The organism is Bdellovibrio sp. SKB1291214, from assembly GCF_002209355.2.
GTDB lineage: Bacteria > Bdellovibrionota > Bdellovibrionia > Bdellovibrionales > Bdellovibrionaceae > Bdellovibrio.
Genome location: NZ_CP106855.1, coordinates 397,602 through 421,152, shown reverse-complemented (window position 1 = coordinate 421,152; position 23,551 = coordinate 397,602). Strand labels below are relative to the sequence as shown.

Genomic DNA, 23,551 nt, shown 5'->3' with positions numbered 1-23,551 from the left:
TGACAAGCATTTTCACTCTTAATAAATTGGCGTTTTCCAATCTAAAAGTGCGCATTGCCTAGGAGAGCGACATCATGTCTCAAGAGATTATCTACACAATGAAAGGTGTAAGTAAAGTATATCCTCCAAATCGTTTCGTTTTGAAGGACATTTACCTTTCTTACTTCTATGGAGCAAAAATTGGTGTTTTGGGTCTGAACGGCTCTGGTAAATCCACTTTGCTTAGAATCATGGCAGGCACAGATAAAGATTTTATCGGTGAAGCGTTCCCTTCTAAAACAATGAAAGTTGGTTACTTCGAGCAAGAACCTCAATTGGATGACAACCTGACAGTGAAAGAAAACATCTTTGCTGGAATGGGCGAACTTCCTAAGGTGATGGCTGAATACAACGCGATCAATGACAAATTCGCAGATCCCGATTTGGATCCCGATGAGATGAATAAACTCATCGACAAACAAGGTGCTCTTCAAGAAAAATTGGACGCTTTGGGGGCCTGGGACGTCGATCAAAAGATCGAAATCGTGATGGATGCTCTACGCTGTCCAGACGGCGATATGGGTGTGACAAAGCTTTCTGGTGGTGAAAAACGCCGTGTAGCTTTGGCTCGATTGATCATGTCTGAGCCAGACATCTTGCTATTGGATGAGCCAACGAATCACTTGGATGCTGAATCTGTCGCATGGCTTGAACAATATCTTTCGAAGTTCCCAGGAACTGTTATTGCCGTAACGCATGACCGCTATTTCTTAGACAATGTAGCTGGGTGGATCCTGGAGCTTGATCGTGGTGAAGGTATTCCTTGGAAAGGAAACTACACTTCGTGGTTGGAACAAAAAGACAAGCGCACAGCGAATGAACAAAAAGACCAAGCTCGCAAAGCCAAAACTTTAGAAAAAGAGTTGGATTGGATTCGTCAGGGCGCGAAAGCTCGTCAGGCGAAATCCAAAGCCCGTATTTCTAACTATGAAAACTTATTGAAAGAAGCATCTCCCGAAAAAATCCAAGAGATGTCTATCTATATTCCGCCAGGGCCCCGTTTGGGTGATATCGTTGTTGAGGCGAATGGCATCACAAAAGCTTACGATCACAAAGTCCTATTGGATAACGTCAGCTTTTCGATTCCTAAGGGTGCTATCGTTGGGGTTATCGGACCGAACGGTGTCGGTAAATCGACTTTGTTCCGCATGATCACAGGCAAAGAGTCTCCTGACTCTGGTACTTTCAAAGTGGGTGAAACGGTTAAAATCTCTTACGTCGATCAAACACGTGAGACCTTGGACCCGAATAAAACTATTTTTGAAGAGCTTTCTGGTGGCGCCGACGTGATCCAGTTGGGTACCCGCGAAATTCCATCTCGTCAGTACGTTTCTTGGTTCAACTTTTCGGGTTCTGACCAACAAAAGAAAGTCGGTCAATTGTCAGGTGGGGAGCGCAACCGCGTGAACATGGCAAAAATCCTGAAAGAGGGCGGAAACCTTTTGCTTCTGGATGAACCTACGAATGACTTGGACGTAAACACGATGCGTGCCCTTGAGGAAGCGCTTTTGGAGTTCGGTGGTTCGGCTGTGGTGATCTCGCATGATCGCTGGTTCTTGGATCGCGTTTGCACGCACATCATGGCGTTCGAAGGGGACTCTAAAATCGAATTCTTCCCAGGAAATTTCACGGAATACGAAGAAGACCGCAAAAAACGCCTTGGCGAAAATGCAGGACCTAAACGTATCCGCTTCAAAATGGTCTAAAGTTCGCTTTTTGCCTATTCTGCTAGAGGCAGTCGCAATGTGACTTTTGTTCCTTGCGGCTGTGACTCGGTGGTCATCTCGGCGGATGTGACTTCAATCGATCCGCCTAGCATTTGAATGTACTCTTTTACTAAAGGCATTCCGTATCCGGTGCCTTTTTCTCCTTGTGTGCCGGGGCGGCTGGTTTGGCTGCCGACATCGAACAAATTATTCAAAATATCTTGAGGAATGCCAACGCCATAGTCTTGCACAATGATGAGCACATGCCTTTCATCAGTTACCGCACGAATATCAATGCGGCCCCCGGGGTGCGAGAACTTCACGGCATTGCTAATGATATTCAATAGAACAACATTCCCTAGAATGGTTTTTTCTGCGTTCACGAGCATTTTGTCCCGAGACATTTCGAGCGAAAGCTTGATGCCTTTAGGAGCTGACATAGATTCTGCATTCTCATAGATATCGTTAATAATCTTAGCTAACGACATGGGGCGCAGGGGAAGTTTGGCTTTACCATCTTTCACTGACTTCAGATGGCGCACTTGGTTTAAAAGGTTATTGATCTCTTGAACGGCGCGCTCCATCTTTTCAAGCTCCTGACCGGTCACGGATTGTTCTTCCTTGGCGCGAATCAACTGCAAAGTCATGGAGGAGAGGGTGTTCGCAATATCGTGTAAAAGCACGCGCAGAAGGTTTTCCACATCGTTGTGTTTTTCGCGCAGGTTCTGAGTATAGACAGCTTCATTTCGCAGATAAACGTGGGTGGTGATGCTGGTGAAAGTGAAAAACACGATCAAGTTCGTGATAAGTTCTTCCCGAAACACTTCAGCTGAGGGGATCACGTTGGGACTCGTTTGCATTTTATTGTTGATCCAAAACACCGCGAAAGCCGCAACGACGGTGAAATAGCCTGATATTGCCCCTCGCGTTCCAAATAAAATCGCCGTCGCCAAGGGAACCGTGGCCAGCCAGAAAATTCCCGGCGCCATCATCCCGCCGGTCAGATGAATCAGCATGATCATCATGAACATCAAGGACAGTAACAGCAGGACCGCAGCTGTGCGATACATCTTAAAGCGATACCACAACAAGGGTGGACCAATTAGGATCGTGACAAAAAGGGGAATAAGAACGTCGTTGTAAGCCGGAGCCGCAAAGGTGACGGCAAATCTATATATATAGAATGCTGACATAGCGGCGCCCACGAAGTACATAATCTTCATGTAAAGAAAGCGTTTGCGGTGATCCTCGAAAGGCAACGACATAAATTTCATTTATGTTTAGTTGTTCGGATTTACGTAAGGAATTCTTAAGACTGGAAAACGCCTCTTAACACTTCGAAATGTTCCTTAAGATCCATGAACTGTTGGGTATTGCCCCCGTGGTCGGGGTGAAGGATCAAGGCAGCCTGACGAAAGGCCTTTCTCAATTCAGTCTCAGTAAAACCCTCTGCCAAGCCGTGAATCCAGCATTTGAAGAACTCGAAAGACTGGCGTTGTGCGGGGGAAAAGTTATGAGGTTTACGTTGTGGACGAACTGCAGGACGAGGGTATTGTCCACGTGGAGTTTGCAACTCTGTCTTATTCACTCGACCAAGAAGGTAAGCCATGTGAATGGGATCGGAGTCCATGACAGAAGAGTAATTTCCGCTGTTCAAAGGGGTTTCACCCATTTTTTCGCGCAAAATTTGTTTGAAGCTCGTCTGAAAACTCATGCCTTTCTCTTCGGAATGCCTTTGTTTTCAAGGAGTCTAGAGGATCGAAATGAAACAAAATTAGACCTTTTTCCCTCGGGAAAACCCTCTTTCTCGAGGGAAAAAACCGGTTTCAAGAGGTCGAGAACAGCAGTTTCAGAGGGAAAAATGGCGTTTTTAGAGGGGGTGCGAAAAAAAATGAGGGGCTTGCATTTTTTTTTGGACAAACCCCTAGACTTAGATACACACTTATCTCATTCGAGAGAAACAAGACAATAATCCTAACGGAGGAATTAACAATGGCAAAAGCTACTAAAAAAGCTACTAAGAAAGCTGCTCCTAAAAAAGCTGCAGCAAAAAAAACGACTGCTAAAAAAGCAGCTCCTAAAGCAAAAGCTACTACTAAAAAAGCAGCTCCTAAAGCTAAAGCAGCAAAAGCTCCTAAAGCAGCTAAACCAAAAACTGCTCGTAAGCCAAACGCAGCTTTCATGAAAGCTTTGACTCCATCTGCAGCTCTAGCAGCAGTAGTTGGTGCTTCACCACTTCCACGTACTGAAGTTGTTAAAAAACTTTGGGCTTACATCAAGAAGAACAATCTTCAAGATTCTAAAAACAAACGTAACATCAATGCAGACGCAAAACTTAAAGAAGTTTTCGGCGGCAAAACTCAAGTTAGCATGTTCGACATGACTAAACTTGTTTCTAAACACCTTAAGTAGTTTCTTGCTACATTAAGTTGGAAAAAGCCACCTTAGGGTGGCTTTTTTTTTGCCTTCGGGGCGGGATGGTTGAAAAGCGGCCATCTGCTGCGTTGTCGGGTGCGGTCCTCGCTCCGACGTGCCTGGGGCACGCCTGCGCTGCGGTTCGCTCCCTCCGCCTTGCATATGACCGCTTTTGAACCATCCCTTGGTTCTTCCTGTTCGCGTTCCCCGCGTTCGGGGCCTCCGTTAGTTTTGGGGCTGGCCCTGCGGGCGCCGCTGTTTTTTTTGGCTGGCCGTCGCCTTTGGCGACTTGGCGCCGCTTTTTCTGGTCGCTTTGCGACTCGGTGTTGGGAGAAAGGGAGTGGTGTCTTGTTTGGGGGCGGTTTTGTGGGTTTGTTCGGATTTTTTGGGGTGGGGGCAATTGGGTTGAGCTTATGAATTGTGGGTAATCCTTGTCTTGGCGTAGGGGTGGGGGTGTGTTATACCTTTTGCCTATGGGAATTAAGCCTCTGTCTCTTGAAGAGATCAAAAAAATGACTGTGGCCTGCAGGATTGCGGCTGACACTCTTACTTATCTTGAAAAATACGTTAAAATTGGAATCTCTACTCAAGAAATTGATGAGCTTGCTAATGATTTTATGAAAACTCGTGGGGCTAAGTCGGCTTGTCTGGGTTATCACGGGTATCCTAAGTACACTTGTACTTCTGTGAATGAAGTCGTTTGTCATGGTGTTCCTGATTCATCAGTGATTCTTAAAGATGGTGACATCATCAATGTCGATGTTACTGCTTGGATTGATGGATTCTTTGGGGATACTTCGCGCATGTACATGATTGGTGATGTTTCTGACGAGGCACGCGATCTGGTGGAAACGGCGCAGTTGGCTCGTGACAAGGGGATTGAGGCTATTACTCCTCGTGGGTACACAGGTGACATTGGTTTTGAAACTTATAAGTATGTGACTCGCAAGGGCTACACGGTTGTTAAAGAAATCGGTGGTCATGGTGTGGGACGTACGTTCCACGATGAACCTTTTGTGCCGGCGTTTGGTAAGAAAGGTAAGGGCGAGCGCCTGGTACCTTTCCACTGTATCACGGTGGAGCCGATGGTGAATCAGGGTGTTGAGGATGTGGTTGAGTTTGCGATTCCGAACTCTTCCATCAAGTACTACAACACGGCCGATGGAAAACTGTCTGCGCAGTACGAGCACACGGTGCTGGTTACTGATACGGGCTACGAGATTTTAACTTTACCTTAGTTTATATATCTCGGCTTGCCGAGTGAGATTTATTTTTTAGTTTTTAAGATTAACAAAGGACGTTTTCAAAAATGGCGACTACAACTACGAATGGAAAAGCGATGAAAAAAAACAACGCGAAAGCTGCAATAGCAGCGAATACTAAAGCGGCAACGACTTCTAAAAACAACCGTGACTTCATGGTTTGCAAAGAGGCTATGGAAAACCCAGAGGTTTTCGCGAAGCTTGCTAAATGGGGTCGTGAAGAGATCTCTATTGCTGAAACTGAAATGCCAGGTTTGATGGCTCTTCGTAAAGAGTTCGGCAAACAAAAACCTCTTAAAGGTGCAAAAATCGCTGGTTGCCTTCACATGACAATCCAAACTGCAGTGTTGATCGAAACACTTGTAGAGCTTGGTGCTGAAATCCGTTGGTCTTCTTGCAACATCTTCTCAACTCAAGATCACGCTGCTGTAGCTATCGCTGCCGCGGGTATTCCGGTATTTGCGTGGAAAGGTTTGACTGAGACTGAGTTTAACTGGTGTATCGAACAAACTATCACTGGTTGGGGCAAAGACGGCTACAACATGATCTTGGATGATGGTGGTGATCTGACAAACATGATGCACGAGCCACGTTTCGCTAAAGAGATGAAGAAAATCATCGGTATCTCTGAAGAGACAACAACGGGTGTCCACAATCTGGAAGTCATGTTGAAAGCAGGAAAATTGAAAGTTCCAGCAATCAACATCAACGACTCTGTAACTAAATCCAAATTCGACAACTTGTACGGCTGCCGTGAGTCGCTTGCTGATGGTATCAAACGTGCGACAGACGTGATGATCGCTGGTAAAGTGTGTGTTGTGGCTGGTTACGGTGACGTAGGTAAAGGTTCTGCGCACTCAATGCGTGGTTTGGGTGCTCGCGTTCTAGTGACTGAAATCGATCCTATCTGTGCATTGCAAGCAGCGATGGAAGGTTTCGAAGTTGTGACTATGGAAGAGGCAGCTCCGATCGGCGATATCTTTGTAACAGCAACTGGCTGCTGCGATATCATCACTGAAAAACACTTCACTAAAATGAAAAACAACGCGATCGTTTGTAACATTGGTCACTTCGACATCGAAATCGATATGGCTTGGATGAACAAAAATTCAAAAATCCGCGAAGTTAAACCTCAAGTGGACATCCACACTTTGAAAAATGGCAACCAAATCATCATCCTTGCAAAAGGTCGTTTGGTGAACTTGGGTTGTGCTACTGGCCACCCAAGCTTCGTCATGTCAAACTCGTTCACAAATCAAGTGTTGGCTCAAATGGAACTTTACAACAACCGCGACAAGTACCAAGAGATCGCTGTTTACCGTTTGCCGAAGCACTTGGATGAGAAAGTGGCGGCGCTTCACTTGGGTAAATTGGGTGTGAAATTGACTAAGCTTTCTCAAAAACAAGCGAAGTACTTGCACATGAACCCATCTGGTCCATTCAAACCAGATCACTACCGTTACTAAGATCTAAGTTATTTTAGATTAAAAAAGCCCCGCTCGGTGAGTGGGGCTTTTTTTATGGATTGGTGTTAAGGGCGCCCCGCAGAGTGGGATATTTGCTAAGATCGCCCCGCAGACGTTCTTTAAGTGCAGCTTCAAGCTTAGGCAGATCCGCCGCGTATTTTTTATTCATTGAGACATGAACGGGAATTTGCACAAAGGGTTTTTCGACTGGCACGATCAGGCCCCTGGCTTCCGGACTTGAACTTACTGTTGATTTCCCAACTTCATGGATAGTTATGCAGTAATCGGTTTTCTTTTCGACGACCGTCTGAATGCAGTGAAAAGGGTTGGCGGTTTGAATAAACTTAAGTTTTCTTTTTTCTGCATCTCGGATGATAGCGGTATTGTTTTTGGAAATGGCACCTCGATACTTCGCCAGGTCAATTTCCTTAATGGGACGGATCTTAGAATGAAAGACGGTGCCCACCGTTAGCACCACGGGGAACGATGTCGTAACTATTTGATCGCGTCCTTTGGCATCGGCCAAATCATCATAGGGGACCATGTCTACCGTCCCAGAAACAAGCATTTCATGGGAGCTTTGAATTGCGACGCGGGTAAGGACGACTTTGTAACCAATGTCGGAAAACGCGTGCGTCAGTAAGTTATGGTACTCAACCAAGGCTTGGTTGCGAGTGAACTTGTAGGGAATTCCCATGGAAACTTCTTTGAGCGGCTCTGCCGCGCTTGCAGTTGCAGTCGTCAGAAATACAGAAATAATCCAAGTAATAATGGAAGCCTCTATTGCAAGGTGTTGCAAGATGTTGCGAGTTCTTCAAATTACTAGATAGAAGGAGGTTTACAAAGGAATATCTGTTTCATAACAGAATCGTAAGCTGGAGAAAGAGGAACGGGCAGCTCGGCTCACAAGCTGCCCGCAATGGGATGGGATATTAGAGAGTGACAGGGAAAGACAAGCTCAAGATGTAGCTCTTGTTATGTCCATCGATGCCATCTAGGTTCCCAGAAAGGGGACCGGCTTTTTCAATTGTTGTCGTATCGTATTTAGCGTCCTGATACTCAAGGTTGATGGAGACGCTTTTCACATAGATACCAGCGCCTACACGGTAACCTTTAAGATCAGAAAACTTGGCGTCAACGTTGTTAATTTCTTCAGGATTCAACGCACCTGTAAGGATGTATGTCCCCCAAACGCGGATACCGTAAAGCGGTGTTTGTACACCCAACGTCACACCAGCATCGTAAGCATCAGCAGATCCATCTGCACCCAATGCTGAAGAGTCATAAGTTGGTTTCGAGTAGCGACCATCAACACCCAAGAATACAGATTCATAGATGTGGCCACCCAAGCGTACGCCTAAACCGAAGCCTTTCAGGCTTTCGTCAGAGTCTTTAAGGGGAGCTGGCCAGTTGATGTTTACGTTACCAGTTTGGTAAGTCAGCATCGGCTCGATGAACACGCCACCTGGCTTGATGTCGCTAGAAGATGATGATTCAGTAGTTGTTTCAGTTGTTGTTTTATCTTGAGCGTATACGGAAGGGGTTGCCAAGATTGCGATTGCTGCGATTGAAAAAGCTTTTTTGAAATTCATTTTTTGCTCCTGTCTAAAAAGTTCTTAATGGATGATTGAGAGAGACGAATTAGTTCGCCATGTCCTTAACTTCGTCTTTAACTTCAGTTGCGCGGTTTTTAATTTTTTTACCTGCGCATTCCATTTTTCCATTCACCATCTCACAGCCTTCTTCCTGAACGCGGTGAGTGCCTTTTTTTACAGTTTTCTTAGCATCCTGTGCTGTCTCTTTGACTGATTCTTTGACGTCGTTCGCAACGCTATAAGATGTGCCAAACAACAAACCCGCCAGTACAAGTGAAGTAAAAATTTTCATATCGTTCTCCTTTAATTCTGTCTGACTGATGCGTTTCTCCCAGTCATGTTTCGTATATACCGGTGATTGCAACTGCAGTGCCGAGCCCAAAAGCGTTTATATTTATTTATAGGTAAATTCCTTTAAAACATGGGGCAATATTCCACGATGCGGGGAAATATTGCCGCGGAAACTAGACACTTGATGATTTCTGGGACTTTAATTTAGAATGTGCTCATCAGCATGGGAGAGTTTCGTCGTGAGTGATGATGATTTCAAAGTATCTGTCGATGACCAAGTTCGCTACTTACTTCGCCGTATTGGTGAATTGTCCGGCATTGAAAATTCGGGCGTTGTCGATTTTGAGTTAGCAAAAAAACTAGGACATCAGATTAAAGGTAATGCCGATACTTTCGAATTTCCAAATCTAACTGCCACTGCCAAAGAATTGGAAAACAAAGCCGTATCTCAAGACGGGGATGGTGTGAAAACTGTGACTCGTGCGCTTTTGAATTCGATGCGCGAGCATTTAAAAAAACTCGCACCTTAAAAAAGAAAAAAGCCACAATGTCGAGTCTTCCGTGACATGTGGCTTTTTAATGAAATTTAAAATTTCTAATTAGTGTTTGCGTCTGCGAGCCAAAAGGCTGCCCACCAAAAGACCCAAGCCTGCTGCGCCAGCGGCAACATACCATGGATTTTTCTTAGCAAGTTTTACAGCTTTATCAGCGTATTCCTTCGCTGAATCTTGAGCTGTTTCAAAACCTGCTCTCACTTTTTCGATCATTTGTTCAGCGTCATTAAAGCCGCTATCATTAATCATATCTTTGGCTTTATCCAATGAGTTTTTTCCTGAATTTACCATTTGATTTGTAGTTGATGCCATTTCAGCCTCCTCGTTGTTGAGTTTACGTTGTTGAGAAAGAGACCGCCCCCCTGCATTCTCGGCGGAGAAAAGCAAAGGGGCGGCGGAGAACCCGTGACCGCTGAAGGATCCAGTCACGGAGCGAACATAATCTAATTAGTGATTTCTTTTACGTTCAGCTTCGTCGCGTCCTTGACGAAGAGTTTCTTTAGTCGCTTCTGCGTATCTGCTCATCAAAGTAGATACTTTTTCAGATGCGTCTTCCTTCGCCAATCCGTAGCGTTGTTGAACGATCCCTGCGATAGCTTGAGCATCGCCTTTAGTTTTTTCGAATTCGTCGTCAGTGATATTGCCCCATGTTTTACGAAGCTCACCTTTGATCTCGTTCCATTTTCCTTGGATTGTATCTTTATTCATAACTACCTCCTTCGGTATTATTCGTATTTTACTAGGATCACAGCTTTAGAAGCTTTGTTTCCTACTAATGCTTGGCGAGAACCAATATCGTTTGGTGCTGCACCAATGTTTTCAAAAGATGTTTTGGTTTTGTTGTCTTGCGAGTTGAATGTTTCAGCAAAGAAGCCTGGGCGTTGTGCCATATTGTGAGTATCAACGTCTGCTTTAGATTGAAGATCTTTTTTGAAGAAATCTTTCACAGCAGCCAAGCGATCGTCGGCCAATTTTTTGTCATTCTTACCAACTTTTTGGCCTTCGGCAGGGTATTCACGGTCTGCCCACGCCAAAACTTGGATTTCTTTCACGTCGCCACGTGCGTTCGCTGCGCCTGCAAGTTGACGTAGTTTTTGTTTTTCAATATCAGTGATCGCGTTTTTTCCTTGAGGGAAATCAATCACTGTATAATATGTGCCACCAACTTCAGCTACCGCTTGGGATACTTTAGATGGAGTTTCTTCCTTAGCTACTTTAGGTTCTGTGGATGCACAACCAACCGCAAGTGCCGCCGTTGCTGCTAGTGCTGTTCCAAAAAGTCTTTTCTGCAACATAACTGTTGTCTCCTTCTGTCATTTACTAGGGCCTATCGCCCCGGACACAAATCCATTTTGCATTTCGAGTGCCACTCGACTTTTGTGCTCAGATCGAAATAAACCGTGAAAGAATCTTACAAAAATTACGATTGGGGCATAAACGGACTTTTGGGTTGTACCTAAATGCCTCGTTTGCTTTTAATAGGGGCATCAACTGGGGGTACGAAAATTATGAATTCTCCAAAACACATTTTATTAATTGAAGACGACTTAGATCTTGCAGAGTTAGCGGTCGCATATTTCAGACAAAAAGATATTCAGGTGCATCATTGCACAGAGCCACTTGAAGCACTTAATAAGATTAAATCTGGTAAAGTAGCTCCTGATGCAATCATCACGGATTTGAATTTGCCACAGATGTCAGGTGTCGATTTCATTCGTCAAATGCGAAACGAAGGCCTGATGGTTCCAATCATCTTGGTGACGGTTTCTAATGATGTTGATACAGCGGTATCTGCGATTGAAGCCGGCGCTTATGACTTCGTGGTTAAGCCTATTCACTTTCCACAACTGTTGATTTCAGCGCAACGCGCTTTCAAATTTAATTATTTGAATCGCGAAAATAAAAATCTGCGTGAAGCAATTGATCAATCCAAAGGTTTAAGCCCTAGTGGTATCATCGGGAAAAGTGAAGGGATTCGCAAAATCATTGAACTTGCAAAACGCGTAGCAAAAAGTTCGGCAACGGTTTCCATCACTGGGGAATCGGGGACAGGAAAAGAAGTTTTCGCCCGTGCAATCCATAATTGGAGTCCACGTGCCGATAAGCCTTTCGTGGCGATCAACTGCTCGGCGATTCCAGAAAATCTGCTTGAATCGGAATTATTCGGTCACGCCAAAGGCTCCTTTACAGGTGCCCATGATAAAAAAATCGGTTTGTTCGAAGAGGCTGACGGCGGAACATTGTTCCTGGATGAAATCGGTGATTTAAACCTATCACTTCAAGCGAAACTTTTACGTGTGCTTCAAGAAAAAGAAATCAAACGCGTTGGTGAAAACCAATCACGATCCATTGATGTGCGTGTGGTAACGGCAACTCATAAAGATTTGCGCGCTGAAGTTCAGGCCAAGCGTTTCCGCGAGGACTTGTTTTTCCGTCTCAATGTTATCCCAATCACGATCCCGCCACTGCGCGAACGTCGCGAAGACATTTTGCCTTTAGCTGAATTCTTCTTAAAGAAATTCACGGAACTAAACGGGACTGAGATCACCGGCTTCAAAAAATCCGCCAAAGAGTTCCTATTGACTCAAAACTGGCGCGGCAATGTTCGAGAGCTTGAAAACGCGGTCGAGCGTGCTGTCGTTTTAAGTTCAGGACCGGAAATCGATGTATCGGCGTTCCTGTTATTTGAAGAAGCTCCCATTGCTAATGACATGGAATCTGAGGATCGCAAAAACGCTTTCGTTTTCCGTTACGGCGATCAAGTAGCTCCGTTGATGGAACTTGAAAAGAAGTACATTCAATTCGTTTACGAAAAATGCGACAGAGTCAAAGATCTGACAGCCAAAACCCTCGGCATCGATCGCAAAACCCTGTACCGCAAGCTGCAGGATGATGTTGGCGCGGAACTCGCTCACTAGATAATAAAAAGGCCGGGGAGACCCGGCCTTTTTATTTACCATTTGCTTCTGAAACTTGTGTGCAAAGCCAGGGGAGGCCGGTCAGCCATTTACCAAGATAAAAATGGTGAATGCCTAGCCGCGATGATCCCTATTTTTTGAAATTCAAATTATCGCAATAGTGGCGAAGTTCTTGGATGCTTTCGCGGATATCATCCAAAGCTCGGTGGCTGTTCGTTTTTTGATAAACGTATTTAAACTTGTTATTGATGATCACTTTCCAAGACGACACGTCGACTTGGCGATAGTGAAGTCTGCTGGCAAGATCAGGCATGTACTTATTAATGAACAAGCGATCTTGCATGATCGAATTCCCACCCATAACGGGGCGGTCTTTCGGGTCTGGCCAGTGCTTTTTGACTAAATCAACCAATTTAGCTTCAGCTTGATCTTCAGGCATGCCATTTGGAACTTTCGCGGTCAGCCCTGATTTTTTATGATGTTCGGTATTCCAGGCGTCCATGCTATCTAGATATTTTTGCGGCTGGCGTACGACAGTTTCAAAAACATCCAGCTCTTTAAAGTTAAGATCCGTGACGATCGCTGCGACTTCGATGATGCGTTCTTTTTCCACATCAAGACCGGTCATCTCCATATCAAGCCAAAATATTTTATCCATGAGTCATCCTGTCGTAAGAGACTCTATTTTGGCGTAGCTGTCCCTGTTTGCAAAGCTGTTTCGACCGTTTTGATCAGCTTTTTCTCGTCCCACGGTTTGTCGATCAAAGCAAAGACTCCAAGTTTTTGAGCTTCTTGCATGATGTCTTTTTGACCATATCCGGTGTGCATGATGAACGGAGTGTTGATGCCATTTTCACGCATCCATTTAAGGACTTCCAAACCACTCTTTCGGGGCATCTTTTCGTCAGAGAGAACAGCGTCGTATTGACCTGATTTGAGTTTTTCGATGCCCTCAAGTCCATTCGCTGCCGTATCGATCTGCTGAGCCGAGTCTTCAAGGATTGCGGTCAGCACTTCGCGAAGATCTTCTTCGTCGTCGATAATCAATAACTTGCCAATGCGAGAGGTCGTTTGTGTAATCATGATTCCATTATGCCAGTCTCAGGCGTCTCACGGGATGGGAAAATCGAAAAATCTAGCTGTGCTTAAGCAGAAAAAGCCCGAGATTTCCTAGGTTTGCGTAAAAAACCAGCAAAGACGTCAAAGAAAATTGTCTACGCCGCATTAGTTATGAACACTTCGTGAAGAATCATTAAAATTTTTAAAATTAATGTTGATCTGACGAACCACACTGGCTATAACAAGTCTTCCAAAACACCACTGGGGTGGTAGTTAAGTTGGTTATAACGTCCGCCTGTCACGCGGAAGGCCGCGGGTTCGAGTCCCGTCCACCCCGCCATTTTTCTCTGAAAACATGGCCCAAATAACCGAAGCTGAGTCTTCGGTTTTTTTATGCCTGAAAAATGAACTGAAATAACAAAAAAATAAAGGCAGGAAATAATCCTGCCTCATTTACGAAAGTATCAAATTTTTATCGTTTGATTTCAAAAGTGGCTCTGCAACCTTTATCTACCCAAATCACACTTCCTTTAAATCCAAAGCTTTTGTTGGCAACACATTCAGAGCGCGAGTTTTTACGGTACAATCTGACGGATCTTACTCCACGGCCATTAACCCAGCACTCGTTGTATTTGTTGTCCTCTGAATCACAGTCCATGTACTCTACTTGCGGCTCATCGATTTGATCGTCACAACCGCGACGATCCATTCCTGCAGGTCGGTAGTCTTCAGTATAGTATTCAGTCTGTGCCTGAGCAATTTGTGCAAATGCCATAACAGATACCAGTGCGATCAAAATTCTTTTCATCGTTTTCCCCCGTGGTTTAAAATTGCCACCAAATAGATGACAATAAGGGGTATTGCAGCGGTCGTGCCATGGGACCCGACGACAATGTGGCACCACGGTGCATTTTTGGATTCTAACAGATAATTGAGGTCTGAACTTGTCGTCTATAGCCCCCTTGCAACCGAAGGCTAACTCGGCAAAACTATCTTCTATATGGAATATATTTCGGATCGTCGGCAAAAAAAGCGGGTGCAGTCGCTTCTCGTTTTCTTTTTCATAATAACGCTCGGCCTATGGGGGCGGGCTGATGATAAAATGATTATTCGCGCCTCCATTCCTGCGGGATTGGCTCCGCCTTTGTTGATCGAAGACGGTGATAAAAAAGAAGGCCTTATTGTCGACTATACCAACGCCCTTGCTGAAGCCATGGGGCGCAAAGCTCAGTTCAGCGTGGTCACTCGTTATCGTCTGCTTGGATACTTGCTTAAAGGTCAAATGGACATCCTGTGCTACACGTCCCCGTTGTGGGACACGAGTCAGGATAAAATGGATTTTTCAAAAACACTTTTTATCAAACGAGAGATAATCATTGGACCGTCCCCAATGCCGGAGACGGTCGCGGGCCTTAAAGGAAAAACTCTGGGCACTATGCTTCTCTATGTCTATCCTGCGCTGGATCCTTATTTTTCCTCTGGAAAAATAAATCGCGAGGACAATGTCAGCGAAGAAGCAAATCTTAAAAAACTTCTTCACGGACGAATTCAATATGTGGTCACAGATCAGATATTTCTTGATTATTTTCGATTGAAAAACCCGGATATTACTAAAAATCGCCAGTCTATTTTTCTTAAAGACTATCCGATCATCTGCTCAATAAGTCGCTTGGGTCGAGTCACTAAAAAAGATCTGGACAGTGCTATCCTAAAGCTCAAGTCTTCAGGGAAGCTTGAGCATCTGTTCAAGAAATATGGCAGCACCCTCATTAATCCTGAGTAAAAGTAATAGGGGCTACCTGGCTGTTACCGTGCTTTCGCAGGTAGGGAAGCGATATATTCCGCAGGCAGTCCCGATGCTCGCGCGCCTCGAATGAGGGCTTCGAGATATCGTTCGCTAATAGGACCGTCAAGGCTACGGCGGTTCGGTGATGTTACAAAGGCTGTTGCTTCGAATTCTTGCCCATTGACCAAGACACGTAGAGTAGTTTCTACAGACATTCCGGTTACGACGCCTTCCTTATGTTGAATGATCGGCCACTCTTTCGCAGGGATTTCAAAAAGTCTTCCGAAAACGGAAGAGTCGTCTTTCATGGTGAGACCTGCAACACGTCCTCCCCACCAGCGTGATGGAAAGTCGAAAATAAGATCCACCCCTTTGGCTTCGGCGACCTGACCTTCAGGCAATGTGAAGAATTGGTAGCTGTGTTCTTCGGCCCAAATTTCGAAAGCTTCACGATCCAAAACCCCCGAATAGGCAAAGTACAATTTGCTGCCTGTATCTTTAATTTGATCTCGTGCTTGCATCACTTTGCCATAATGGGCGTCCATAATTGAATCCTCTGAAAAGGATTTTTCATGACTTCTATCAGGCAGTCAAAAGCTAAAAGTCATTGATTGAGTGCTTTTAAATCATGGATGGTTTTGTTCTAGAACGGGGTTGAAACCGGTGATGTTATTTGATAGATTATAGATGCAGTGGCGCTGCGGTTTTATTTTAAACTCTCCAAATTTATGCTCCTAATGGGTCAGGCAGACCTTTTTAAAGGAGTATCTATGTCTGAAAATCAAAAAAAACATAAAATTCAAGAGGGCTACGACATCTGGTCGGTGACGTATGATAGTTACCTAATCCAACGGTGGCTATTGATGAAATGAACTTTCCAAATTATTGGCGTCATCATTCTGGCGTCAAAGTTCTGGAAATTGGGTGCGGAACGGGTCGGCACACCAAAAAGTGGATCGAGGCTGGAAACACTGTTGTCGCCATCGATATGTCCCCAGGAATGCTTGCTATCGCGCGGGGAAAAATTTCTTCCTCAAAAGTGACTTTTGTCGAAGGGGACTTTGCCGCTCAAAAAGGACTTGCTCATGATTTTGACGTTGTTGTGGAAAGCTTGGTCTTAGAGCACATCCAAAATTTAGAGGACTTTTTCAGACAGGCAATCACCTGTTTGAAAACAGGTGGAGATTTGTACTTATCAGAAATCCATCCAGAACGAACTTTATCGGGGGTGGGAGCTCATTTTAAACCGCAAAATTCAGATGAAGAAGTTCACCTCGTAAGCTTTGCTCACACCCAGAACGAAATTGAAAGGGTGGCCGCTGCCGTAGGATTTAAATTGATCCATAGTAAAGATGTTTTGGGAGATCGAAAACTTGCTGAGCAGAATCCGAAGTGGGCCCGATATTTAGATAAACCCTTGATAAAAATTTGGCATTTCGTGAAAAGATAGAACTCGGTGATGCTGTACACAGGGTGAATACATGCCCGGTTGCGAAAAAATCCCGAGTGAATTTTATCTTATTAAAGAGTATATGCGATCCAACGGTGTATCCTTTCGATTTTATCAATTACAAAGTAAACAGGAAATAATTCCCCTTGCACGGCGATTGCCTTTCATACTAAGCGTTAGCAAAAAAAGGGGTATTCCTATGAAACTATTGATCGCATTGGCTTTGGCTCTTCCGATGTTCGCAAACGCATCTGGTGAAAAATATCAAAATCGTTCTGAAAATCCGTTCGTGCCTGAAAAAGGTCTCGTGACTGCAAAGCAAATTTGCGTTGACGAAAAAAATGAAGTTTTTCGTGTATTCGTTCCGGCGCACAAACAAGAATTCTGCAAATCTATCCGTTGGGATCGTTCAGACTCTCATTATCCGAAAAAAGTTTGCGTAGGTCGCACAGTTAAAGACATCCCAGCTCAAACTGTTTCTGTTTCTCCGTTCTATCAGCAGTTGGTATGTGTTAAGTATGACCGCAAAGATTCTACTCGTCCCACTTGTGTGAAATCAGAAGTTCGCACTTTACAATATCCAACAAGCTACCTTCAATACACTTACGAAGCTGCTGACTGGCGCCAAGAGCGTCCAATCCGTGTTCAAGAAAAACAAATCGAAAGCTGTAAGTAATAAGAAAGGCCTCTGTTAAGAGGCCTTTTTTTTGTTCCGAAATGTCGTCTAAGTTTACAAAAAAGTAGACATCTTTAATTTCACTTTTGCAATCACTACCATCTGTTGACTTCAAAAAAATCAAACTTCGTCTCGTTGTAACTCGCAGGTTGTTTCATAGTAAATCGTAAACATTAAAAAATCGCGTTCCCTTGTGGAATATAAGAAACGTTTCCTATTTCTTATTTCGTGTCCCGACATTTTTGTTAACCTAAACAAGACTTTAATTCCTTGGGGGAATGTATCAAAAGTTGGGGGCAGGCTTCATTTTCAGTCGGCGACGAGAGTGGCTTTATGGTGGGTGCCATTTCAATTGCCGTGGTCGCGATCACTGTGCTTGCGACAACTGTCTTGTCGCAAGTCAGTGCTCGCACTGAGCTGGCAAGTAAAGACCGGAATGATCAATCGGCATTGGGACTTAAAACTCGTCTCGAGATGCTTTTTACTCACCATGATCTATGTCGCCAGAATTTAAGAACAGGGGCCTTTGGCAAAACAATTAACGAGGCCCTTCAGTCTTCCGAGCAGGGGACTATTAGAATCGTGGATGCTCATTATACTCCCTCAAATACTTCCCCGAAAATCCTTTTTGGTTCTGGAAGTACTTCTAGAGGAATAAAAATTTCTAAGATTGCTTTTGTTCCGATAACTCCTTCCTCATCAGCGGTGGCTTTTGCCGCAGGAAGCGAGCTCAGGGGAACTAAGTCTTATTTGGTAAATCTGAAAATTGATTTTGAGTCCTCTTTGACAGTGAATTCTCGGTCGATCGAAATTCCATTTTACTTTGCAACGAACGGTGGTGGAGTGTTTACAGACTGTTTTGCCTCAACACTGCCATACCCAGAAAAGTATCCCGGTAAAACTCTGGAAGACTTTTTATGTCAAGAGATCTCCGGGCCGATTTATTTCTTCGATCCGGAATCAAAAATGTGCATTGATGGGACGGTCTATCCATGAGGTCGGAAAGAGGCAACGTATCTATTCTGTCAGTTTTGTTAAGCCTTGGAATTATGTCGTTATCAATCTTTGGTATTATTACTCACATGAGAAGTTTGGCCTTGGGAGTTCAGTCGGGGAATCAAAACAACAGCATCGAAAATGCCATGGCACACGTGACAGCGGCATTCGGTACTGATGAAAGGTATTGCACTTCTATCTTGGCGGGCCGGGTGGGCTTTAAACCCGATAATCCCGCAGGGGAAAAAGTAAAACAGATTTCCTTTTATAATTTGGTGAATGATAGACAAAGTGACATTTTAAAGGCCGGAAAAACTTTTGATCCCTCGGGAGTCAGAATCAAGGAAATAAGACTTGTTCCAGTCACAAGGCTTTCTGCAAATACGGCCTATGCGGAGTTGGTATTTTCATTTGAAAAAGCCCAGGATGCATTGGGGGGAAGCCAAATCACTCGCGCTCTTCCCCTTTATGTGGGGTTTAATAGTACGGGGATCGTCTTTTGTTCAACCACGGTTTTCGGGCTTTACACCGTTCCTCAAAGAATCTGCCAGCACAATGGCTGGGGATTTTCGTCTTACAACCCCATGTACAACTATTTAATTCCAGCAGCCCCACCAGGGACGGCTGCATGCGCAGATATAGCATCTGTGGAATGGGTTAAGGGTTTGACTTTGGATGAAGCTGATTGTGGTTCTAGTCGCAGGCTTGCGGTGCCCTCGCGCTTTCAAAGCAGGCCAGATTTGCCTTCTATGAAGCTATGCAAGGTCTCGCGACAGGGTGCTATCGCTTTACCTCCTAGAACCTATATGGCTGACGGAGGAGTATTTAAGACTGTCACGCAGCCGCAACCCGCAAGTGCCTCCAAAGCGCATCCTGCCAGCAATAGCTGTGAATTTGAGCATCTCGCTTCGGTGCTTGAAGGCGCGGCGCCTGTGCAAACTTACGTAAGGTGCGTTCCAAGATGAATCGACGGGGATTTACACTGATTCAAATTTTGGTTACGATTGGCCTAAGCTCGGTCATTGTTTTAATACTCAGCCAGTTTGCAGCGCAGTCTTTCAATTATCTTCATGGAATGAAAAGGTCACTGGATATCGACGATACAGTATCTGTCGTTCGTCGAACTTTGGCTAAAAATAACGAGTGCACATTGAACTTAGGGAATAAAGGAATCAAATTGCTGGATGGTTCCCAAGGCACTCTGATTAATGGGTTTTATCATCACCAAAAAGATGGAACCGTCATTTCGCCGCTGGTAAAAAGCGGTCAAATTGAAGGGGGAGTGAAGTTAACCCGCATGCAGTTAAGAAAAGTGGCTGCCATCGCTCCGGACGTAAATGTCGCCAATCTGGTTTTTTCTTTTGATAAAGGAAAAGGGAACATTCAGTCTCGGCAAAAAATCATTCCACTTGTCGTTAAAGAAAAAAATGGAGTTATTGTCGAATGCTGGACGCGAGAATACACGCCTCGATATGTGTTGGATCTGATTTGCCGTCAGGCAAACGGCATGGACGAGATTTTCATTTTTGAGGAGTGCAAAGCCGTTCAGGCGAAATGGTATACGGGAGGCTTGTATCATGCCGAATGTCCCAGTGGCTCCAGTCCGCGTCCTGCTCCTGACGTTTTGGACTGCAGAACGGAAGGGCATTTGCCCAATTCTGATGATTATATCGTGCGAGCTCCGTCAACAAACGGGGGGACATTGCAAGTCAGTCGTCCCCCTGCAATCATAAGCTATGATTCGACGACCAGAAGCTGCACCTGTGCTTATGCGGGGGATTTACCAACACCCGATGCTAAGTGTGCGATCCGATGCTTTGAAGATTGAAATCTAGTGTCCATTCGTTTAAAGCGAATATCTTAATCAAAATTATCTATTATTGCGAAGAAGTGTTTCTTGCTAAAGTTCTTTCAAGCGAAAGGATGTGGATTATGAAATGCCCTCATTGCAAAGATAAAGACCTGGTTATGAGTGAACGTAAAGGTGTTGAGATCGACTACTGCCCCGATTGCCGCGGTATCTGGTTAGACAGGGGAGAGCTTGATAAAATTCTTGAGCGCTCTCAAAGGGAAGACGAGTCTCTCAAGGCGTCTCCCCAGCAGCAGGGTCAACAGGCTTATCAATCTCAGCCCTCTTATGCAGAGTCTTCTTACGGCGGCTCGTACGGGCATAAGCCTTATAAAAGAAAGAAATCTTTCTTTGAAGAATTGTTCGATTAAAACACGGTATGGTTCGAACAAAAAAAAGGGTCTCTGGCGAGACCCTTTTTTTATTCAAAATTTGAATTTTTGAAATTATAGCATTGAAGCGACAGCGTCTTTTTCTTCTGTCAATTCTTTCAATGTGTTATTCATTTTCTCGCGAGAGAAAGCGTCGATCTCAAGACCTTTAACGATCTCGTATTCGCCATTTTTGCAAGTCACAGGGAAACCGTACATGATGCCTTCTGGAATATCATAAGAACCGTCAGAAGGGATACCCATCGTAACCCACTCACCATTCGTACCCAACCACCAGTCACGCATGTGATCAACTGCTGCAGAAGCTGCAGAAGCCGCAGAAGACAAACCGCGAGCTTCGATGATCGCAGCGCCACGTTTACCAACTGTAGGGATGAAAGTGTCTTTGTTCCAAGTGTCGCCTTCAGTCGTTCCCAGTTTTAGCAACTCAGGTACTTTTGCGCCGTCAGCTGTCGCGAATCGAACATCTGGGTACATCGTCGGGCTGTGGTTACCCCAAACTGCCACTTTTTTGAAAGAAGCAACAGGTTTACCAGTTTTAGTAGCAAGTTGAGACAACGTGCGGTTGTGGTCCAAACGAAGCATAGCTGTGAAGTTTTTTGCTTTTACGCGGCCGTGTTTCATTGCAGATTTCATGGCGATGTAAGCGTTCGTGTTTGCTGGGTTACCAACAACCAAAACTTTTACATTTGGATTTGCATATTTACCAATCGCTTCACCTTGAACTGTGAAGATTTGGCCGTTTGCAGTCAGAAGATCTTTACGTTCCATTCCTGGGCCACGAGGACGTGCACCCACAAGCAGAGCGATGTCAGCATCTTTGAAAGCAACAGCTGGATCACCCGTCGCGATCATAGAGTGCAATAGAGGGAACGCGCAGTCATCAAGCTCCATCATCACGCCTTTAAGGGCTTTCTGAGCTTTTTCGTCTGGGATCTCTAGAAGTTGAAGAATAACTGGCTGGTCTGCACCCAACATCGCGCCACTTGCGATGCGGAAAAGAAGTGCATAACCGATTTGGCCGGCAGCGCCGGTCACTGCAACACGTACAGGAGCTTTCATAAGCTGTTTCCTTTCAAAGTTGATCTACTAAAACTAGCAAAGAGATTCTCTTCCCAAGCGCTTATCCTGTCACGGTCCTCGATGTCGAAAGGTGGAATTTTGTGGCGCATCAAATGAATTTGCTTTTTTATGTCACAGTTAATGACGAAATTTTGTCGAATAATTAAGCAAAGACCGAGGCTTTAAATATCGAGAATTCTTTGGTTTTTTAATTTTCCGCTACTTCAAAAAACGGCTTTGAGTAATTTTTCGCCTTGAATGCCGCAGTCTTAAGTGTGTTCCCTGATTCGGGATGCTTATTCCCTCGACAGAAAATGAAAACTTAATAGCAAAATACTTTTAATGGGTCCGTCAAAATACACCGAAGAGTAAAACTGAGATGGACACGCTAAAGAAAATTGGACCTTATCAAATTATAAAACGTATCGCTGAAGGCGGTATGGCAGAAGTGTACTTGGGCAAAACCGAAGCCCGCTTTGGCGTCAGCAAACTCGTGGCGATTAAGACGACTCTGCAGTCTGGAAATGCGGAACAACTCAAAGAGATGTTCTTTAATGAAATTCGCATGAGTGCAAACTTAAATCATCAAAACATCGTTAAGATCCATGATTTCGGTGAATTCAATGATCGCGGTTATATGGCGATGGAATACGTGAACGGTGTGACATTGCGGGAGTTGATGAATTATCAACGAGAGAAAAATGAACCGCTTAGTTCATCATTCATTCTTTATATTATTCACCAGGTCGCTTTGGGCCTCGCGTATGCTTACCAATCGGTTGACCCGCAAACGGGGCGACCGCTCAAGCTGATTCATCGTGATATCAGCCCTCATAATATTTTGATTTCCTTTGAAGGCGAAGTGAAAGTCATCGACTTCGGGATCGCTGTTGCACCGAAGGACAGAGACCTAGACAACACGGGCGGACTTATTAAAGGTAAGATTGCCTATATGAGTCCCGAGCAAGCTCGCGGTCAAGAAGTTGACGGGGCCTCTGACATTTTCGCTTTGGGGATTGTGCTTTGGGAGCTTTTAGCGAACGAACGCTTCTATACTGGAACAACGGTCAAGGAAGTGAAACAATCAATCCTTTCCTATGATGTCGAGAAACTGAATAAAGAAAAAATGAGCATGCGGGCTGAAGAGCTTTTAGGAATTATCCCCATTATGCTCCATCAAGATGCTAAAAAAAGAGCCGGGGACGCCAATGAGTTAGCGCGTCTTTTGGGAACAGTGCTTTCTTCCTTGCATCCTGATTTTTCAGCTTTGGCCTTGGCCGATTACTTAAGAGATGTTTTCTCTGAGACCTATAAATCCAACTTAGAGCAAATTCGTTTGGCCATTGCGGAAGACGATAAAACGCAAGTCAACGTCATGGATGCGACGGCGCCCACGGCAGAATATGGCGAGATGGATGAATTTGAGCTGAAAATTGCAGAGGGTTCGTATCACACCAACGTCATTCATTTAGAAAAGCTTTCTGATGCTAAGCCGGTTTATCAACCGCCAGAGAAAGTTTTGCACAACCCCTATGCCGAGAAACCTAAGGTTCAATCTGCTACGATCACCGCAGAGAATATCAATAAGGTTTCTAAAAAACCGACGCCGAAAAGATCGCAGCCATTTGGCTATATCATGATGTTTGCATTTTTCTTTGCGATGGTTTTGATGAGCGGCCTTTCTACGGGTAAGATCAACGCCATTGACAAAAAACCTCTCGAAGTGACTCATGTCGAAGTGCCGTCGTTGGCACCTTTGCTTGAGCAAACAAGCCCACCGGTGGCGGACCCCTACCGAGTCACACCAAGTGCCGCGAATGCCAGAAAACCAACGGCAGGAGTCGCTCGTAAAGCGCTCCCTAAGAGCCGTAATGTTGCGTCGGCAAAACCTGCTGCAAAGTCACCTGTGGCTAATGTCAGAAGCGCTAAAAAGCAGGTGTTTGATATGTCGAGCTTTAAAAATGGGATGCCTTACCCTTCAGGTTCTAAATGCCTGAGTAATTGTCCAATCAAAGTCGGCGCACAGGCCGACTAA

The 23,551-nt window shown here is 44.7% G+C and carries 28 protein-coding genes and 1 tRNA gene; 15 read left to right on the top strand and 14 right to left on the bottom strand.

Annotated features, from left to right (window positions below; translation table 11 throughout):
• Positions 1-74 precede the first annotated feature (74 nt).
• On the top strand, positions 75-1,745 hold the full coding sequence (ettA, locus tag B9G69_RS02085; protein WP_088614143.1) for an energy-dependent translational throttle protein EttA: 1,671 nt from the start codon (positions 75-77) through the stop codon (positions 1,743-1,745).
• A 14-nt stretch (positions 1,746-1,759) separates the two neighbouring features.
• Here the strand turns inward: ettA and B9G69_RS02080 are convergent, their stop codons facing one another.
• Together B9G69_RS02080 and B9G69_RS02075 are read right to left on the bottom strand one after the other, a co-directional pair.
• Positions 1,760-3,019 (bottom strand): sensor histidine kinase, encoded by a 1,260-nt coding sequence (locus B9G69_RS02080; RefSeq protein ID WP_254916718.1) that lies wholly within the window; start codon positions 3,017-3,019, stop codon positions 1,760-1,762.
• A 35-nt stretch (positions 3,020-3,054) separates the two neighbouring features.
• Positions 3,055-3,459, bottom strand: a complete 405-nt coding sequence (locus B9G69_RS02075; protein WP_088614144.1) for a J domain-containing protein — start codon at positions 3,457-3,459, stop codon at positions 3,055-3,057.
• A gap of 278 nt (positions 3,460-3,737) precedes the next feature.
• On the opposite strand from B9G69_RS02075, the gene B9G69_RS02070 reads away from it, so the two are divergent.
• The 3 genes from B9G69_RS02070 (at position 3,738) to ahcY (ending at position 6,888) form a co-directional block, all read left to right on the top strand.
• Complete coding sequence (locus tag B9G69_RS02070) at positions 3,738-4,157, top strand: SWIB/MDM2 domain-containing protein (RefSeq protein ID WP_088614146.1); 420 nt, start codon at positions 3,738-3,740, stop codon at positions 4,155-4,157.
• A 458-nt stretch (positions 4,158-4,615) separates the two neighbouring features.
• Positions 4,616-5,398: a type I methionyl aminopeptidase gene (gene map, locus B9G69_RS02065; protein ID WP_265437927.1), complete on the top strand. Its 783-nt coding sequence runs from the start codon at positions 4,616-4,618 to the stop codon at positions 5,396-5,398.
• Between the two features lie 71 nt (positions 5,399-5,469).
• The gene (gene ahcY / locus B9G69_RS02060; protein WP_088614149.1) at positions 5,470-6,888 is read left to right on the top strand and encodes an adenosylhomocysteinase; all 1,419 of its coding nucleotides are present in this window, start codon (positions 5,470-5,472) and stop codon (positions 6,886-6,888) included.
• Positions 6,889-6,940: 52 nt separating this feature from the next.
• Here the strand turns inward: ahcY and B9G69_RS02055 are convergent, their stop codons facing one another.
• From B9G69_RS02055 to B9G69_RS02045, 3 genes are all read right to left on the bottom strand, one after another.
• Positions 6,941-7,687 (bottom strand): hypothetical protein, encoded by a 747-nt coding sequence (locus B9G69_RS02055; protein ID WP_141096855.1) that lies wholly within the window; start codon positions 7,685-7,687, stop codon positions 6,941-6,943.
• A gap of 133 nt (positions 7,688-7,820) precedes the next feature.
• A complete protein-coding gene (locus B9G69_RS02050) occupies positions 7,821-8,480 on the bottom strand; it encodes a hypothetical protein (protein ID WP_088614151.1) in 660 nt (219 codons plus the stop codon).
• A gap of 49 nt (positions 8,481-8,529) precedes the next feature.
• Positions 8,530-8,775 (bottom strand): hypothetical protein, encoded by a 246-nt coding sequence (locus B9G69_RS02045; RefSeq protein ID WP_088614152.1) that lies wholly within the window; start codon positions 8,773-8,775, stop codon positions 8,530-8,532.
• Positions 8,776-9,013: 238 nt separating this feature from the next.
• On the opposite strand from B9G69_RS02045, the gene B9G69_RS02040 reads away from it, so the two are divergent.
• Positions 9,014-9,304 (top strand): Hpt domain-containing protein, encoded by a 291-nt coding sequence (locus tag B9G69_RS02040; protein ID WP_176400885.1) that lies wholly within the window; start codon positions 9,014-9,016, stop codon positions 9,302-9,304.
• A gap of 69 nt (positions 9,305-9,373) precedes the next feature.
• On the opposite strand, the gene B9G69_RS02035 is transcribed toward B9G69_RS02040, so the two are convergent.
• The 3 genes from B9G69_RS02035 to B9G69_RS02025 form a co-directional block, all read right to left on the bottom strand.
• Positions 9,374-9,640 (bottom strand): glycine zipper domain-containing protein, encoded by a 267-nt coding sequence (locus B9G69_RS02035; protein ID WP_265437926.1) that lies wholly within the window; start codon positions 9,638-9,640, stop codon positions 9,374-9,376.
• A 135-nt stretch (positions 9,641-9,775) separates the two neighbouring features.
• Entirely contained in the window at positions 9,776-10,036 is a 261-nt protein-coding gene (locus B9G69_RS02030; RefSeq protein ID WP_088614155.1) for a CsbD family protein, read from the bottom strand.
• A gap of 17 nt (positions 10,037-10,053) precedes the next feature.
• Positions 10,054-10,623, bottom strand: a complete 570-nt coding sequence (locus tag B9G69_RS02025) for a hypothetical protein (protein ID WP_088614156.1) — start codon at positions 10,621-10,623, stop codon at positions 10,054-10,056.
• Positions 10,624-10,836: 213 nt separating this feature from the next.
• Between B9G69_RS02025 and B9G69_RS02020 the strand changes: the two genes are divergently transcribed.
• The gene (locus tag B9G69_RS02020) at positions 10,837-12,246 is read left to right on the top strand and encodes a sigma-54-dependent transcriptional regulator (protein WP_088614157.1); all 1,410 of its coding nucleotides are present in this window, start codon (positions 10,837-10,839) and stop codon (positions 12,244-12,246) included.
• A gap of 31 nt (positions 12,247-12,277) precedes the next feature.
• On the opposite strand, the gene B9G69_RS18145 is transcribed toward B9G69_RS02020, so the two are convergent.
• From B9G69_RS18145 to B9G69_RS02010, 3 genes are read right to left on the bottom strand one after another with little or no spacing between them, the layout of a single operon-like run.
• Positions 12,278-12,358: a hypothetical protein gene (locus B9G69_RS18145; RefSeq protein WP_141096990.1), complete on the bottom strand. Its 81-nt coding sequence runs from the start codon at positions 12,356-12,358 to the stop codon at positions 12,278-12,280.
• A gap of 18 nt (positions 12,359-12,376) precedes the next feature.
• A complete protein-coding gene (orn, locus tag B9G69_RS02015) occupies positions 12,377-12,904 on the bottom strand; it encodes an oligoribonuclease (protein ID WP_088614158.1) in 528 nt (175 codons plus the stop codon).
• A 23-nt stretch (positions 12,905-12,927) separates the two neighbouring features.
• A complete protein-coding gene (locus tag B9G69_RS02010) occupies positions 12,928-13,329 on the bottom strand; it encodes a response regulator (RefSeq protein ID WP_088614159.1) in 402 nt (133 codons plus the stop codon).
• 239 nt (positions 13,330-13,568) lie between these two features.
• Here B9G69_RS02010 and B9G69_RS02005 point away from each other — a divergent pair.
• A tRNA-Asp gene (locus tag B9G69_RS02005) sits at positions 13,569-13,645 on the top strand.
• Between the two features lie 132 nt (positions 13,646-13,777).
• On the opposite strand, the gene B9G69_RS02000 is transcribed toward B9G69_RS02005, so the two are convergent.
• Positions 13,778-14,113, bottom strand: coding sequence for a DUF3011 domain-containing protein (locus tag B9G69_RS02000; RefSeq protein WP_088614160.1), 336 nt, complete (start codon positions 14,111-14,113; stop codon positions 13,778-13,780).
• Positions 14,114-14,407: 294 nt separating this feature from the next.
• Between B9G69_RS02000 and B9G69_RS01995 the strand changes: the two genes are divergently transcribed.
• Positions 14,408-15,088 (top strand): substrate-binding periplasmic protein, encoded by a 681-nt coding sequence (locus B9G69_RS01995; protein ID WP_088614161.1) that lies wholly within the window; start codon positions 14,408-14,410, stop codon positions 15,086-15,088.
• Between the two features lie 23 nt (positions 15,089-15,111).
• On the opposite strand, the gene B9G69_RS01990 is transcribed toward B9G69_RS01995, so the two are convergent.
• The gene (locus B9G69_RS01990) at positions 15,112-15,636 is read right to left on the bottom strand and encodes a gamma-glutamylcyclotransferase (protein WP_088614162.1); all 525 of its coding nucleotides are present in this window, start codon (positions 15,634-15,636) and stop codon (positions 15,112-15,114) included.
• 323 nt (positions 15,637-15,959) lie between these two features.
• Between B9G69_RS01990 and B9G69_RS01985 the strand changes: the two genes are divergently transcribed.
• From B9G69_RS01985 to B9G69_RS01960, 6 genes are all read left to right on the top strand, one after another.
• Positions 15,960-16,541, top strand: a complete 582-nt coding sequence (locus B9G69_RS01985; protein ID WP_088614163.1) for a class I SAM-dependent methyltransferase — start codon at positions 15,960-15,962, stop codon at positions 16,539-16,541.
• Positions 16,542-16,740: 199 nt separating this feature from the next.
• Positions 16,741-17,217: a hypothetical protein gene (locus tag B9G69_RS01980; RefSeq protein ID WP_088614164.1), complete on the top strand. Its 477-nt coding sequence runs from the start codon at positions 16,741-16,743 to the stop codon at positions 17,215-17,217.
• 333 nt (positions 17,218-17,550) lie between these two features.
• On the top strand, positions 17,551-18,213 hold the full coding sequence (locus B9G69_RS01975) for a hypothetical protein (RefSeq protein ID WP_088614165.1): 663 nt from the start codon (positions 17,551-17,553) through the stop codon (positions 18,211-18,213).
• The gene (locus B9G69_RS01970) at positions 18,210-19,178 is read left to right on the top strand and encodes a hypothetical protein (RefSeq protein WP_088614166.1); all 969 of its coding nucleotides are present in this window, start codon (positions 18,210-18,212) and stop codon (positions 19,176-19,178) included. Before B9G69_RS01975 ends, B9G69_RS01970 begins: the two co-directional genes overlap by 4 nt.
• 110 nt (positions 19,179-19,288) lie before the next feature.
• On the top strand, positions 19,289-20,041 hold the full coding sequence (locus tag B9G69_RS01965) for a hypothetical protein (RefSeq protein ID WP_217897649.1): 753 nt from the start codon (positions 19,289-19,291) through the stop codon (positions 20,039-20,041).
• Between the two features lie 104 nt (positions 20,042-20,145).
• A complete protein-coding gene (locus tag B9G69_RS01960; RefSeq protein WP_088617037.1) occupies positions 20,146-20,433 on the top strand; it encodes a zf-TFIIB domain-containing protein in 288 nt (95 codons plus the stop codon).
• 75 nt (positions 20,434-20,508) lie between these two features.
• On the opposite strand, the gene B9G69_RS01955 is transcribed toward B9G69_RS01960, so the two are convergent.
• Positions 20,509-21,516: a malate dehydrogenase gene (locus B9G69_RS01955; protein ID WP_088614168.1), complete on the bottom strand. Its 1,008-nt coding sequence runs from the start codon at positions 21,514-21,516 to the stop codon at positions 20,509-20,511.
• Between the two features lie 379 nt (positions 21,517-21,895).
• On the opposite strand from B9G69_RS01955, the gene B9G69_RS01950 reads away from it, so the two are divergent.
• The gene (locus tag B9G69_RS01950) at positions 21,896-23,551 is read left to right on the top strand and encodes a serine/threonine protein kinase (RefSeq protein ID WP_088614169.1); all 1,656 of its coding nucleotides are present in this window, start codon (positions 21,896-21,898) and stop codon (positions 23,549-23,551) included.